Below are 14,782 nucleotides of genomic sequence, written 5' to 3'. Positions count from 1 at the left end.
CAAACAAGGCGGCCGCGCGCGCCTGTCACAGGCGTTACTGGCCCGAAACAAACGTAGGAGCGAGCGCAGCTCGCGATTGCGCCGCGCGGGCGGCGCTCGATCTCACAGGCGCTGAAGATGCTCCGGCTACCCTTGCCAGGAACCATAGAATCTCCCACTTCGATCGCATCGACTTCAAATCCTGTGCAATTCCTGGGGGAGCAACTGTCTTGCTGAAAAGCCATAAGCTGGCGCAATCCCTGTGGGAGCTGGCTTGCCGGCGATGAGGCCAGTCCAGGCAATACAAGACAGTTGCTCCCAACACTACCCCTGTGGGAGCGGGCATGCCCGCGAAGAGGCCCGTACAGGCAACTCACTGCCCCGGGCTAAGCACCCGCTCCAGCTCCGCCGCGCGGTCGCGGGTCATGCTCATCATGCAGGTACCACCCTCCAGCTGCGCCATGGTCCCGCCACTGGCCTGCACATGAAACTGGCAATTGCCATCGCGGTACGCCAGCCACTTGCGCTGCACATCGCGCAAGCTTTTCTGCTGCCCGGCATCCAGCTTGCCCATCAGTTGCTCGTACACCCGGTTCAAGCGCTGGTCCTGCACCTGCGTCTCGGCCCCGATGCACTCACTCATGGCCACCGTGCTGGAGGCCTTGTCCATGCACTGCACGTAGGCCGCCGTGTAGTCATCGGCCACGGCCAATGGCAGCACGCAGGTCAGTGCCAGCCCTGCCAGGTATTGCTTGCACATGCCAACTCTCCTTTTAGGTATCAAAGCGTCTGGGGTTGCACCGGCGGCATCAGCACCTTGCCCGGCTCGAATTGCAGCGCTGGCATCTGTGTGGCGGCATAAACCGCCACACCCAACGCCGCAATCAAGGCCACATCAAGCCAGTTCCAACCGGGCATATCCTCAGCGCTGCGGGCCTTCCAGCAATGCCAGGCCTGGCCCAGGCAGAACACGCCCATCGCCGCCAGCCACAGGTAGAAGCCGGCACCAAACCCGCTCAGGTCATGGAATTCATAAGTCTGGTTATCCGGCAGACGGGTGATGCCGAAGCTGCTGCCCGCCAGGTAAACCGCCGCCAACCCGGCCAGCAATGCCAGCCGGCGAAAGCGCCGGTGGGCAAGGATGGCCAACGCCAGCAGCGGGTTGGCAAACCATTGGTGCAAGCCGAAGGGCAAGCCCCATGGCCCGTACAGCAGCATCTGCAGCGCCGGCATGTGATGCCCGCCATTCATGTGCGCGCCGTTGAAGAACAGGGCGAGCAAGTACAGCAGCAGGCTAATGCTCAGGTAGAAAACGGGCAAAGCGCAAATTCCTAGGCGACCGGGGGCTCAAGCAGCAGACCATAGATGCCGGAGTCGGACAACTCACCGGCCACGCACCAGCGCGCCCGCAGGGTGCCTTCAAGCACGAAACCTTGCCGTTCCAGGGTGCGTGCCGAGCCTTGGTTGCGCGGGTCGATCTCACCTTCCAGGCGGCGCATGTGCAGGGTATTGGCCAGGTAATCGATGAAGCAGGTGAGCGCTTCGTCCATGTAGCCCCTGCCCTGCACGGCGCTGGCCAGGCAGTAGCCGATCTCGCCACGGCGGGAGACATCGTCGATGTTGAACAGCTGGACCATGCCGATGAGTTCACCGTTGTCGCGGCGGTACATACCCAGCTTGAGCTGGTCGCCATTGGCATAGGCTTCGCGATCGGCGGCCAGGGCGCTTTCTGCCTCGGCCAGGTTTTGCCAAGGGGCATGGTGCCAATAACGCATGACCTCGGGGTCGGCCATGATCGCCAGCCACTGCGCGGCATCGGCATGGCGCATGGGGCGCAGTTGCAGGCGCGGGCTGTCGAGGCAGAGGTCACTGGGGAAACTGCGGGGTGGGGTCACGCCGGATCTCCTGTCCATTGCTGGGGAGATGACAGTTTAACGTCAAGCGCGAGGTTACGGCATCCCGGGGCTGCTGCGCAGCCCATCGCGACACAAGGCCGCTCCCACAGAAATCGCATCAGGACTGACAGGTGTTTGCCACGAGATATGCAACGCCTGTGGGAGCTGGCTTGCCGGCGATAGGGCCAGTGCAGGCCAGCGAAAACGCGTCAGGCCACCTCGGCCCCATCATCCGGCCAATGCGGCTCGTTGGCCCCAGGCGGTGTCAGCGGTGGCAGGCCATACGCTGCCCGGGCGGCGTCACAACTGGGGTTGTGCACCCCACCCTCCCACGACGCCTCGAACTCACGGCACGGGCTGGAGCGGTTGGCATAAATGGTACAGGCCACCTCTTTGCCGACCTCGCCCTGAAGGGCGATACAGCGGCACGGCTTGGCATCGGTGCCGATCATGGCCACACGGGTAGGGTTGACCTGCACCACCAGGTCATCCGGGACAACGCCCCCGGCAGACTGGCATTCGCCCCAGAAGAAAGACACACGGAAGTACCCGCAGCAGGCGCCGCAGTCAAGGCAAGGGTTGTATTCGGACATGATGGCACGGAGGGAAGGTTGTTGTTATCGGGTCTGGCCCGCGGCGCCATTCTCAGTCCAAGCAGGGGCGGCTGGATAGAGGGGCAATGCAAAAAAAAATTGCCGCTGATCCGGCCGCCTGGCAACGCTAGCAGATGGCTTTGTAAGTGTCGGCGTCCCAGCGCTGCAAGGCCAGGCCCGTGCAGGGTTCGTAGGCTGTACCCTGCACCTCGCTGAAGCGCATGGGCGCTTGGCCACAGTGCACCAGGCGGTCGTCCTTCTCACCCTCGGTGAGCACGGTATAGGACGCCTTTCGCATGGCCTGGTACTGGTCGTCTGCGGCCGCCATTTGCTGGTGATACTGCATCAGCTGGCTGTCGGTCAACGCCAGGCGCTTGCCCAACTGCACACCCCAGCGGGCCAGGCAGACTTCGGCAAAGTGGCGAACGATCAACCCCGGCTCAGCCAACACCTTGCCCGCGCCCGCGCCGTCAAGCGATGCGTTGCCTACCAGCGTGGCGTGCCGGCCAGGCATTGGATAAATGCAGATGCGTGTAGTGCTCGCCACGGCAGGAACCACGCAGGCAAACCCTTTGGAACGCTCATCGCGTGAATAGAACCCCACGTACTCCTTCACGTTGCCGGTCAGGCTGACCCGCTGCTGCTGCACATTGCCAACGCCCGGTACCGGGTCGATGGCAAAGATGTTCACCGGTATGTCGCGCAGTACAGGGTCTTGTGCCATGGCATTGGCCAGCATGTGGCAGCTGATCCCTCCCCTGCTCCAGCCCACCAGGTTGACCTGGGTCGGCAGGCGCGGCTTGCGGAACATGCTGATGATGCCCTCCTGCAATTGCTGCGGTGTGGGGTGGCGGGCGCCGTAGCTGTAGTTGCGCCAGAACCATGAGGCCGCAGACCCTGCATCCGGTATCGGCACCCCGGCTTGCTTCAGCCGCCCGTATTCTTCCTTGCTCAGTTCGTTGCGCTGCCAGTTGCTTTCGCCTTTGATCACCTGCAGCACGTGGTTGACGTTTTCCTCCCAGCCGCGGCCAAACAGCTGCCCGGTCCAGTTGTAATAGCCACCAGGTTCCACGAACAGGTTGTCATCCTGAAGGTTGCCGCTGCCTGGACCATCCACAGCAATCCAATGGGCGAACTCGTGGCCCTGCTCGTTGCTGGCCAGGGTTGAAACCAGCTCGCCGTTCCAGAAGTTGGGGTTGGCGTGGTCGAAGCGGTGCGAGCCGGTGCCGCAGAAATAGGCGGTGAAGACACTCATGGGGGGATCCCTTCGGTGAGAAATGAGTGCCGAAGGTAGGTTGGCTGAAGCTTGGAATGCAGGCGGAAAGCTCGCCCGGCTGAAGATCCTGAGCCTGCTTTGCAGCCCTTTCGCGACGCAAGGCCGCTCCCACCGGTACAGCGCAGCTTTCGGATGCTGCGTGGTCACTGTGGGAGCGGCCTTGGGTCGCGATGGCCTTACTTGCGGACCAGCCCGTCAGCCCGGAACATCTGCCGGATGCCGCGGATGGCCTGGCGAATGCGGTCCTGGTTCTCGATCAGGGCAAAGCGCACATGATCATCGCCGTAATCACCAAAACCGATGCCCGGCGACACGCATACCTTGGCCTCGGCCAGCAGCTTCTTGGAAAACTCCAGCGACCCCAGGTGCGCATACGCCGGCGGAATCTTCGCCCAGACGTACATCGACGCCTTGGGGTTCTCGACCATCCAGCCCAACTCGTGCAGGCCTTTGACCAGCAGGTTGCGGCGCTGGCGGTACTGCTCGGCAATGTCGCGCACGCACTGCTGGTCGCCTTCCAGGGCAGCGATGGCCGCCACTTGCAGCGGGGTGAAGGTGCCGTAGTCGTGGTAGCTCTTGATCCGCGCCAGCGCATTGACCAGCTCGGGGTTGCCGACCATGAAGCCAATGCGCCAACCCGCCATGTTGTAGCTTTTGGACAGGGTGAAGAACTCCACCGCAATGTCCTTGGCGCCCGGCACCTGCATGATCGACGGGGCTTTCCAGCCGTCATAGACGATGTCGGCATAGGCCAGGTCATGCACCACCAGCACACCATACTGCTTGGCCAGTGCAACCACACGCTCGAAGAAGTCCAGCTCTACGCACTGCGCGGTGGGGTTGGACGGGAAGCCAAGGATCATCATCTTCGGCTTGGGTATCGACTCGCGAATGGCGCGCTCAAGCTCGTTGAAGAAGTCCACCCCCGGCACCAGCGGCACGGAGCGCACCTGGGCGCCGGCGATCACCGCGCCGTAGATGTGGATCGGGTAGCTGGGGTTGGGCACCAGCACGGTGTCGCCCTGGTCGAGGGTGGCGAGCATCAGGTGCGCCAGGCCTTCCTTCGAACCGATGGTGACAATGGCTTCGCTCTCCGGGTCGATGTCGACTTCGTAGCGCTCCTTGTACCAGTTGGCGATGGCCCGGCGCAGGCGCGGAATACCGCGCGAGGTGGAATAGCCGTGGGTGTCTTCACGCTGGGCAACCTGCACCAGCTTCTCGACAATGTGCGGCGGCGTGGCGCCATCGGGGTTACCCATGCTCAGGTCGATGATGTCCTCGCCACGGCGGCGGGCAGCCATCTTGAGCTCGGCAGTGATGTTGAAGACGTAAGGGGGGAGACGATCGATGCGCGCAAAGCGGCGCGGCGAACCTGGGTTGGCCATGGTTTCCTCTGAGAACGTAAGCGCCCGGAACCGTCCGAGCGACGCTGGCCGATATGGCGGCCTGGATCAGAAGATAGTGCCGAGAGAGGATACCTGTAAAGGACAAAAACCTGTTTTGTTAGATCTTTTCAGAAGTATTTTTTGAAAATACAGGATTTATGTTTTCCTGCGCTGGCCTCTTCGCGGGCTCGCCCGCTCCCACAGGGTTACCCGCAGCCCCTGGGACCTGCGCCGTGGCCGGCACAGGAAAAACACCCATAAAAAAACCCCGGCACATGGCCAGGGTTTTCGTGAAACAGGCAGCTATTTCAGCGTGCGTATGTCATCAGCACGTCCGCAGCAGTTTGGCTGTCCACACCCATCATCACGCTCAGGGCAGTGACGGTGAGGATGGAGAAGCCGAACACCTTGCGCGCCCACTTGCTGTCGTCCTCGGCCTTGTAGCCACCCCAGGCCATGTACAGCCAGTACAGGCCCATGGCAGCTGCCACGGCCAGGTAGCCGAGGCCGGCGTAACCGCCGAGGGTGAGCATCAAGGTAGCGAGCACGAAAGCCAGTACGTACAGCACGATCTGCTTCTTCGCCGCCAGAATGCCGCGCGCCACCGGTAGCACCGGAATGTTGGCAGCGCTGTAATCCTTGAAGCGGAAGATGGCAATGGCAAAGCTGTGCGGCATTTGCCACAGGCTGAACATCACCAGCAGGGTTACCGCAGCCAGGTCGAAGCTGTTGCTCACGGCGCAGTAACCGATCACCGGGGGCATGGCACCCGACAGGCTGCCGACCAAGGTGCCGTGCACCGACTTGCGCTTCAGCCACAGGCTGTAGAAGCCGACGTAGACGACGAACCCTACTGCTGCGCAGAACGCCGACAGCGGGTTGGCCTGGACATACAGCAGGCTGAAACCCGCCACCCCAAGCAGGGTGGCGTAGATCAGCGCGAGGGGCAGCGACATGCCGCCCTGAACCATCACGCGGTTCTTGGTGCGCTCCATCTTGTGGTCGATGTCACGGTCGATGCAGTTGTTGAACACGCATCCGGACGCTACCACCAGCGAAGTACCGATCACCGCCGCCAGGAACAGGGCGAAATCCACATGGCCCTTCGAGGCAAGGAAGAAACCGCCTGCCACGGAAAGCACGTTACCGAAAATGATCCCCGGTTTGGTGATTTGGATAAAGTGCTTAACGGACATGCAGTCTTACCTCACTTGGCCAGCATTTCGAAGTGGATGCTGAACATGATCCACAGCGACAGGCCGACCAGCAGTGCGATCACCAGCGTGGTGAACAGGAACGTCGATACGTTGTTGCGTTGCTCTTTCGAGCGGTCCATGTGCAGGAAGTACACCAGGTGCACAACCACCTGGATCACGGCCATGGCAACGATGATCAGAACGGTCAGGTTCTTCGGCAGGCTGGCGGTCATGGCCAGGCCGAACGGGATCGCGGTCAGGATGATCGACAGTACGAAACCGATCATGTACGACTTGACGCTGCCGTGATTACCTTCGTGATGAGTGTCGTGTGCGTTAGCCATTACAGAACCCCCAGCAGGTAAACGACGGTGAATACGCAGATCCAGACCACGTCAAGGAAGTGCCAGAACAGGCTCAGGCAGCTCATGCGGGTCTTGGCGGTCGGCGTGATGCCGTGCTTGTTGATCTGGTACATCATGATTGCCATCCAGATCAGACCAGCAGTCACGTGCAGGCCGTGGGTACCTACCAGGGCAAAGAAGCCCGACAGGAAGCCACTGCGCTGCGGGCCGAAGCCCTCGCCGATCAGGTGATGGAATTCATAGATTTCCATCGCGATGAAGCCAGCACCGAACAGGAAGGTCACAGCCAACCAGCCCAGCACACCTGCTTTCTTGCCATCGAACATCTTCAGCATGGCGAAGCCGAAGGTGATCGAGGACAGCAGCAGGAACAGCGTTTCAACAGCTACGAAGTCGAGCTGGAAGATGTCGTGACCCGACGGGCCGCCGGCAAAACTGCCGGACAGCACCGCGTAGGTGGCGAAGAGCGACGCAAACAGGATGCAGTCGGTCATCAGGTACAGCCAGAAACCCAGTACGGTCATCTGGCCCGAGTCGTGGTGGTGGTCGTCATGCCCATGGTCGTGACCATGAGCTGCGCCGCCGTGCATTACTTGACTGGACATTGATTACACCCGCTCAAACGATTCGACACGTGCGCCGGCAGGCAGAGCACCTGCTTTGGCCAGCGCTTTCATACGCTCGCCTTCGATGCGCGCCACTTCTTCGGCCGGAACCATGTAGCCCTGGTCGTCACGTGCAGCGTGGCGAACGAAGACCGCGATGGTTGCAACCAGGCTCGCGCCCACCAGCCACCAGATGTGCCAGATGAAAGCGAAGCCGAAGACGGTCAGGAACAGGCCCATGAACAGACCGGTAGCAGTGTTGCTCGGCATGTGGATGGCTTCGTACTTGGCCGGAACCTTGTACGCAACGCCTTCTTCCTTGGCTTCGTGCCAGCAGTCCAGGCCAACTTTCTCAGGCATGTGAGCGAAGTTGTAGAACGGAGGTGGCGAAGAAGTCGACCATTCCAGGGTACGGCCGCCCCATGGGTCGCCGGTCACGTCCAGGTTCTGGTTGCGGTCGCGGACCGAAACGTACAGCTGGATCAGCTGGCAAGCGATACCGAACAGGATCAGCACGGCGCCGACAACGGCTACGTACAGGTAGGGTTCCCACAGTGGGTTGTCGGAGTGGTTCAGACGACGGGTCATGCCCATGAAGCCCAGGGCGTACAGCGGCATGAACGCAACGTAGAAGCCCGACAGCCAGAACCAGAAGGCAGCTTTGCCCCACTTCTCGTTCAGGGTGAAGCCGAAGGCTTTCGGGAACCAGAAAGCGAAGCCGGCGATATAGCCGAATACCGCGCCACCGATGATCACGTTGTGGAAGTGCGCAATAACGAACAGGCTGTTGTGCAGAACGAAGTCAGCACCTGGAACGGCCAGCAGTACGCCGGTCATGCCACCGATGGAGAAGGTGACCATGAAGCCCAGGGTCCAGAGCATCGGCGGGGTGAAGCGCACGCGGCCCTGGTACATGGTGAACAGCCAGTTGAACAGCTTCACACCGGTCGGGATGGAGATCAGCATCGTCGCCAGGCCGAAGAAGGTGTTGACGCTGGCGCCGGCACCCATGGTGAAGAAGTGGTGCAGCCATACCGCAAAGCCAAGGATGGCGATCGCGCCCGATGCGTAGATCATCGAGTGGTGGCCGAACAGGCGTTTGCCCGAGAACGTCGAAGTCACTTCCGAGAACACGCCGAAGGCCGGCAGGATCAGGATGTAAACCTCAGGGTGGCCCCACGCCCAGAACAGGTTGACGTACATCATCGGGTTCCCACCAAGCTCGTTGGTGAAAATGTGGAAGTCCAGATAACGGTCAACAGTCAGCAGCGCAAGTGCAGCAGTCAGGATCGGGAACGATGCAACGATCAGGACGTTGGCCCAGGTGCAGGTCCAGGTGAAGATCGGCATGTCCATCAGCTTCATGCCAGGTGCGCGCATCTTCATCACGGTGACGAGGAAGTTCACGCCGGTAAGCGTCGTACCCAATCCGGATAGCTGTAGCGCCCAGATATAGTAATCGACACCTACCCCAGGGCTGTACTGGATGCCTGCGAGCGGCGGATAGGCAACCCAGCCGGTCTTGGCGAATTCACCAACGCCCAGCGAGATGTTGACCAGCAGCACGCCTGCCAGCAGCAGGTAGAAGCTCAGGGAGTTCAGGAACGGGAAGGCAACGTCACGTGCACCGATCTGCAGAGGAACCGCCAGGTTCATCAGGCCGGTGAAGAACGGCATCGCCATGAAGATGATCATGATCACACCGTGGGCGGTGAAGATCTGGTCATAGTGTTCAGGCGGCAGGTAGCCTTCGGAGCCACCGGTTGCGGCAGCCAGCTGGGTACGCATCATGATGGCGTCGGCAAAGCCGCGCAGCAGCATGACCATCGCGACGATGATGTACATCACGCCGATCTTTTTGTGGTCGACAGTAGTCAGCCACTCGCTCCACAAGTAGGTCCACTTGCGGAAATAGGTGATAAGACCGACGACAGCGATACCGCCGAGCGCGATCATGGCAAGCGTCACCATGACTATCGGCTCGTGATAGGGTATCGCCTCCAGGCTTAATTTACCGAACATCTCTTACTCCTCTGCACCGGCAGCTGGTTGCATACTCGATTCCACACCCTTGGTTGTGGCCAGATCTTTGCTGCCAGCTTCTTCGTGGCTACGGCCGCGGTTCATGCCTTCGTACTTGTCTACGATCAGCTGGAACTGCTCTGGCGATGCCTCGCTATACAGCGCGACTGGGTTGTTTTCGCTTGGTTTGGCCAAGGCGTCGTATTCGGCCTTGTCCAGCTTCTTCGGCGACTGCTTGACCTCGGCGACCCACTTGTCGAAGTCTTCCTGGGAAGTGGCAGTAGCCTTGAATTTCATGCCGGTGAAGCCAGCACCGCTGTAGTTGGCGCTGATACCGTCGAATTCACCGTTTTCGTTGGCGATCAGGTGCAGCTTGGTGGTCATGCCGGCCATGGCGTAGATCTGGCCGCCCAGGCCCGGGATGAAGAACGAGTTCATCACGGCGTCGGAGGTGACGCGGAAGTTGACCGGGGTGTTAGCCGGGAAGACGATCTTGTTGACCGTGGCAATGCCCTGCTCCGGGTAGATGAACAGCCACTTCCAGTCCAGCGCGACCACGTCGATCTGTACCGGCTTGACGTCGGAGTCCAGCGGACGGTACGGATCCAGCTTGTGGGTGGACTTGTAGGTGACGTAACCCAGGGCGATGATGATCAGGATCGGGATGATCCACACCGCGGCCTCGATCTTGGTCGAGTGCGACCAGTCAGGGGTGTAGGTGGCAGCCTTGTTGGAAGCACGGTACTTCCAGGCGAACGCCAGGGTCATGATGATGACGGGCACCACCACCAGCAGCATAAGCCCGGTAGCGATCAGGATCAGGTTCTTTTGCTCAATGCCGACCTGGCCCTTCGGGTCGAGCAGGGTCCAGTTGCACCCACTGAGTAAAAGCATGCCTAAAAAGGGCAATATGCCAAACAGTCTGGGGTAACGCTTTTTACTCATCTCACGACCTCTAGATCAGCTTGCTTCAATGCAATTTGTGTTTTGGTAGCCAACACTTCGTCCTGCCAAGTGAGGCATGTCGCGCCCGTACTCGCTCCTGCCTGGGTCTGACTGCGGGACCTTGGCTCAAGCGGGTTAGCGGTGCTTTTGGTTTCGTAGGCAACAGGCCTGTACTTCAGACCAAGTCCATTTGGTGCGGGAAAACGCGGAGGGGGGTCCGCCCGGTATCGCCGTTGGGCGAAACTTGACGAAGTCAGCAAAAAGAAGCGCTGGGGCTTCCTTCAATCCTGCGACTCGCAAGCAGTGCCGAACGGGAATTGGGGGCGATTGTAGTTAGGTCGCCAACCCTTGACTATGACTTATTGAGCAACAGTCTTTTACAGGATCTGCAACAATGGCGAGTGATTATTCAACTTCGCGACAGTTTGTCGCACCCCGCTTGCCAGGCCTCAAAGCCGCATGCTGCAAGGCTTTGAGATTGATCCAGATTAAGCGGGCGGCAACTTTTCCCTGTTCTCGCGGCCTGTAAAAGACCCCACGCAAATCGGGACTTTTGTCTAAGCCTGGCGGCGGTTTCGGTAGATGCCAAGCGGCACCAGCACAGCGGTCAGAACGAAGGCTACCAGCGCCCATTGCGCCAGCGACAATCCGAGGATCGGCGGGTATGGCGTGCTGCAGAAGCCGTCGACTTGGAATGCCAAGGGCCACAGCTTGGCCAGCGGCAGGTCATCGACGATCGGCTGGAGCGTATCGATACCACAACTGACCATCGGGTTGGCGAGTATATACACATGGTTGCCAGCCGCAATCATTCCGCCAATGGCACTGAGCACGACCAGGGCCTCGAAGAAGGTCAGGCTACGGCGCCCGGGCATGGCCGCCGCGATGAACGCGAACACGGCAATGAACAGCAGTGCGTAGCGCTGCAGGATGCACAACGGGCACGGCGCCTCGCCCAGTACCACCTGCATGTAGAGCGCGCCGCCGATCAGCGAAATGCAGATCAGGCCCAGCAGCACCAGAAAGCGCCGTTCCCGATTCAGGCGCGATGTTTGTTCGTTCATTACCGGTTCCTTCGATGGAAAGTGGCAGCGTGGCCCGCCTGCCCTGGCGCAAGTCTACACGCTGAGCGGGGCCTGTGAGCGTGCCGAGGAAGCGGCGTGATAGCACTGCGCAGGGCTATCCGGTGTGGCTGAGACCGGCCAGAACGAGGTCGGTTCAACGGCGGGCGGCAAAAAACCAGCGCCCGGGCGCCGCGCAGGGGCAAGCCCCTCGACACCCGGGAGTGAAGGATACCGTGATTAAAGGATGATTAAGAATGAAAGCGGCGCTGGTGCTTTCATCTTTCCTTTATATATAGGCAGAAAGGTGTGATGCGTGGCATGCCGCTGGAAATGCATAAGCCTGGACCGGCCCTATCGCCGGCAAGCCGGCTCCCACAGGGAACATTACAAGCCCCAAAACCTGCTCAGTCCCCGTGGGAGCCGGCTTGCCGGCGATAGGGCCGGTACGGCCACTACATCACTCCAGCGCCGCCGCCGGCCCGAAGAACTCGTAGCGGCTCTGCTGTTCCGGCACGCCCAGGCCCTTGAGCTGGCGCTTGACCGCCGCCATGAAGCCCTTCGGCCCAAGGAAGTACGCATCCACGTCCCGTTCACGCGGCAGCCACTCGGCCAGCAGGTCTTCGCTCAGCACGCCGACGGCATCGGCCGCACCACCATCCGCCTCGGCGTAGCAGTAGAAGCGTTTGAGCTGCGGGTGGCGCGCCGCCAGGCCATCGATCCAGTCACGGAAGGCATGCACCGCACCATTGCGTGCGCAGTGAATGAAATGCACCTGACGCCCGGTGTGCAGGGCGGCCTGCAGCATCGCCAGGGTCGGGGTAATGCCCACACCGCCACTGATCAGTACCAGCGGCTTGGCACTGGCAGCCAGGGTGAAGTCACCTGCTGGCGGGAACAGTTGCAGGGTATCGCCAACCTGCAAGTGGTCATGCAGGTAGTTGGACACCTTGCCGCCCGCCTCGCGCTTGACGCTGATGCGGTACTCCTTGCCGTCGCACAACGCCGACAGCGAATAGTTGCGGCGCTGTTCGGCACCGTCGATGTTCAGTTTCAGGCCAATGTACTGCCCGGGCTCGCCCTTGAGCACCGGTTTGCCGTCTACAGGGGCGAAGTAGAACGAAACGATTTCGCTGCTTTCCTGTTCGCGGCGCACCAGGCGGAACTCGCGGGTCCCGCGCCAGCCACCCTGGGCCGCTTCCTTTTGCTGGTAAAGGTTTTCTTCGGCACCGATCAGGATGTCGGCCAACTGACCATAGGCAGCGCCCCAAGCCTCGATCACCGCCGGGGTGGCAATGTCCTTGCCCAGCACTTCCTCGATGGCGCGCAGCAGGCAACTGCCGACGATCGGGTAGTGCTCCGGCAGAATCTGCAGGGCGACGTGCTTGTTGATGATCTGCCCGACCAGGCCGCCCAGTTGCTCCAGCTGGTCGATGTGACGGGCATACATCAGCACGCCGTTGGCCAGCGCGCGCGGCTGGTCGCCGCTGGCCTGGTGGGCCTGGTTGAACAGCGGACGCACCTCGGGGTACTCGCTGAGCATCATCTTGTAGAAGTGAGTGGTCAGCGCTTCCCCGCCGCTTTCCAGCAGGGGGACGGTGGCCTTGATGATAGCGCGTTGGTCGGCATTGAGCATTGCGGTGACTCCTGGGCCTAGGGTTTTAAATGATGCCTAGGTCATTACACCTATCGTGCCAACTTAAATTTCCAACTAAATCAAACAGTTGAGGCTTACCATGTCAAAAAGACCCAGCACGCCGTATAGTCACAAAGACCTACTGGAGTCCATATGACTACAAAGCCTTTGCTCACCACGTTGCTGCCACTGGTCAGTGACCTGTCCCGCGAACTGCCCGACCAGGAGCGCTATCGCCGCCTGTTGCAGGCCATGCGCAGCCTGCTGCCATGCGATGCCGCCGCGCTGCTGCGCCTGGACGGCGAATGGCTGGTACCGCTGGCCGTGGACGGGCTGAGCCCCGATACCCTCGGCCGGCGGTTCCGGGTGAGCGAACACCCGCGATTCCAGATCCTGCTCAGCCGCCCCGAGCCCACCCGCTTCGCCAGCGATTCCGAGCTGCCCGACCCCTATGATGGCCTGGTGACCGCCGTCGCGGCCTCGCTCGAAGTTCACGACTGCATGGGCTGCCCGTTGATGGTCGATGAGCGCCCATGGGGCCTGGTCACCCTCGATGCGCTGACCCCGGGGCAGTTCCAGAGCCTGGAGCTGGACGCCCTGCAAGCTTTCGCCAGCCTGGCCGCCGCGACCGTAACCGTGGCCGAGCGTATCCACCACCTGGCCCTGCGTGCCGAAGACGAACACCGCCGCGCCGAAATCTACCGCCAGGCCGGTGGCCAGCACCAGGAGCTGATCGGCCAAAGCCCGGCCCACAAACGCTTGGTGGAAGAGATCCGCCTGGTCGGTGGCAGCGACCTGACGGTACTGATCACCGGCGAAACCGGTGTTGGCAAGGAGTTGGTGGCGCAGGCCCTGCACCAGGCCAGTAGCCGCGCCAACCAGCCGCTGGTCAGCCTCAATTGCGCAGCCCTGCCGGACACCCTGGTGGAAAGTGAGCTGTTCGGCCATGTGCGCGGGGCCTTCACCGGCGCGCACGGCGAGCGCCGCGGCAAGTTTGAACTGGCCAACGGCGGCACGCTGTTCCTCGACGAAGTCGGCGAACTGCCGCTGACCGTGCAGGCCAAGCTGCTGCGCGTTTTGCAAAGCGGTCAGTTGCAACGCCTGGGGTCGGACCGCGAGCACCGCGTGGACGTGCGCCTGATCGCCGCCACCAACCGTGACCTGGCGGCCGAAGTGCGCAACGGCAACTTCCGCGCCGACTTCTATCACCGCCTCAGCGTGTACCCGCTGCAGGTACCGCCACTGCGCGAACGTGGGCGTGATGTGCTGCTATTGGCCGGCTACTTCCTCGAACAGAACCGTTCGCGCCTGGGCCTGAACAGCCTGCGCCTGAGCAGTGAGGCCCAGGCCGCGCTGCTGGCGTATGCCTGGCCTGGCAACGTGCGCGAACTGGAACACCTGATCGGCCGTTCAGCGCTCAAGGCGCTGGGCCAACACCCCGACCGGCCACGTATCCTGACCCTTGAGGTCAGCGACCTGGACGTGCGTACAACGGCACCGGCGGCCGCAGCCACGACCCTCCCTGCCCCGCCGCTGTCGGTAGCCAACCTGCCCGAGGGTGGCCTGCGCGAGGCCGTCGACAGCTACCAGCGCCAGGTGATCGAAGCGTGCCTGCAACGGCATCAGGACAACTGGGCGGCAGCGGCGCGCGAGCTGGGTCTGGACCGTGCCAACCTCAGCCGATTGGCCCGTCGGCTGGGGCTTCGCTGAGGTTTATCTACAAAAGGATTAACCCAGAAAGCCATCTGGTTGCTTCCCGCCTGGCTGCTATATCTCCCTAACCACCCCACTCTCGGCTGCCTGGTCGAGGCTGTGCGTAACACC

General features: G+C 61.5%; 14 protein-coding genes. 1 reads left to right on the top strand and 13 read right to left on the bottom strand.

All coding sequences use genetic code 11. The features are described 5' to 3' along the window. Positions 1–352 precede the first annotated feature (352 nt). The 13 genes from QME24_RS13620 to hmpA form a co-directional block, all read right to left on the bottom strand. Positions 353–739 carry a lysozyme inhibitor LprI family protein gene (locus QME24_RS13620; RefSeq protein WP_054881689.1) on the bottom strand — a complete coding sequence of 129 codons (387 nt, stop codon included), beginning with the start codon at positions 737–739 and terminating at the stop codon, positions 353–355. A gap of 20 nt (positions 740–759) precedes the next feature. Further along, positions 760–1,299 (bottom strand): hypothetical protein, encoded by a 540-nt coding sequence (locus QME24_RS13615; protein ID WP_009681617.1) that lies wholly within the window; start codon positions 1,297–1,299, stop codon positions 760–762. An 11-nt stretch (positions 1,300–1,310) separates the two neighbouring features. After that, on the bottom strand, positions 1,311–1,874 hold the full coding sequence (locus QME24_RS13610; protein WP_009681616.1) for a GNAT family N-acetyltransferase: 564 nt from the start codon (positions 1,872–1,874) through the stop codon (positions 1,311–1,313). Between the two features lie 209 nt (positions 1,875–2,083). Continuing rightward, positions 2,084–2,467, bottom strand: a complete 384-nt coding sequence (locus QME24_RS13605) for a YkgJ family cysteine cluster protein (RefSeq protein ID WP_029886718.1) — start codon at positions 2,465–2,467, stop codon at positions 2,084–2,086. A gap of 127 nt (positions 2,468–2,594) precedes the next feature. Continuing rightward, positions 2,595–3,722: a hypothetical protein gene (locus QME24_RS13600; protein ID WP_281690865.1), complete on the bottom strand. Its 1,128-nt coding sequence runs from the start codon at positions 3,720–3,722 to the stop codon at positions 2,595–2,597. A gap of 197 nt (positions 3,723–3,919) precedes the next feature. After that, positions 3,920–5,128 carry an alanine transaminase gene (gene alaC / locus QME24_RS13595; RefSeq protein WP_009682133.1) on the bottom strand — a complete coding sequence of 403 codons (1,209 nt, stop codon included), beginning with the start codon at positions 5,126–5,128 and terminating at the stop codon, positions 3,920–3,922. A gap of 308 nt (positions 5,129–5,436) precedes the next feature. Further along, complete coding sequence (cyoE, locus tag QME24_RS13590) at positions 5,437–6,324, bottom strand: heme o synthase (protein WP_029886721.1); 888 nt, start codon at positions 6,322–6,324, stop codon at positions 5,437–5,439. 11 nt (positions 6,325–6,335) lie between these two features. Next, positions 6,336–6,668: a cytochrome o ubiquinol oxidase subunit IV gene (gene cyoD, locus QME24_RS13585; RefSeq protein ID WP_003248599.1), complete on the bottom strand. Its 333-nt coding sequence runs from the start codon at positions 6,666–6,668 to the stop codon at positions 6,336–6,338. Continuing rightward, the gene (gene cyoC, locus QME24_RS13580) at positions 6,668–7,294 is read right to left on the bottom strand and encodes a cytochrome o ubiquinol oxidase subunit III (protein WP_029886722.1); all 627 of its coding nucleotides are present in this window, start codon (positions 7,292–7,294) and stop codon (positions 6,668–6,670) included. The genes cyoD and cyoC overlap by 1 nt, the downstream gene beginning before the upstream one ends. Before the next feature lie 3 nt (positions 7,295–7,297). Beyond that, complete coding sequence (gene cyoB, locus QME24_RS13575) at positions 7,298–9,316, bottom strand: cytochrome o ubiquinol oxidase subunit I (RefSeq protein WP_009685201.1); 2,019 nt, start codon at positions 9,314–9,316, stop codon at positions 7,298–7,300. Between the two features lie 3 nt (positions 9,317–9,319). Continuing rightward, positions 9,320–10,261, bottom strand: coding sequence for a ubiquinol oxidase subunit II (gene cyoA, locus QME24_RS13570; protein ID WP_009685200.1), 942 nt, complete (start codon positions 10,259–10,261; stop codon positions 9,320–9,322). Positions 10,262–10,818: 557 nt separating this feature from the next. Next, positions 10,819–11,325 (bottom strand): disulfide bond formation protein B, encoded by a 507-nt coding sequence (locus QME24_RS13565; protein ID WP_009685199.1) that lies wholly within the window; start codon positions 11,323–11,325, stop codon positions 10,819–10,821. Positions 11,326–11,782: 457 nt separating this feature from the next. After that, positions 11,783–12,958, bottom strand: coding sequence for an NO-inducible flavohemoprotein (gene hmpA / locus QME24_RS13560; RefSeq protein WP_235768516.1), 1,176 nt, complete (start codon positions 12,956–12,958; stop codon positions 11,783–11,785). A 153-nt stretch (positions 12,959–13,111) separates the two neighbouring features. Between hmpA and norR the strand changes: the two genes are divergently transcribed. Then, positions 13,112–14,668 carry a nitric oxide reductase transcriptional regulator NorR gene (gene norR / locus QME24_RS13555; protein WP_029886724.1) on the top strand — a complete coding sequence of 519 codons (1,557 nt, stop codon included), beginning with the start codon at positions 13,112–13,114 and terminating at the stop codon, positions 14,666–14,668. Positions 14,669–14,782 lie beyond the last annotated feature (114 nt).

The sequence above is a fragment of the Pseudomonas sp. PARCl1 genome (assembly GCF_947311875.1).
GTDB lineage: Bacteria > Pseudomonadota > Gammaproteobacteria > Pseudomonadales > Pseudomonadaceae > Aquipseudomonas > Aquipseudomonas juntendi.
Note: the sequence above shows the minus strand (reverse complement) of the source record. Positions and strands in the feature narration are given on the sequence as shown.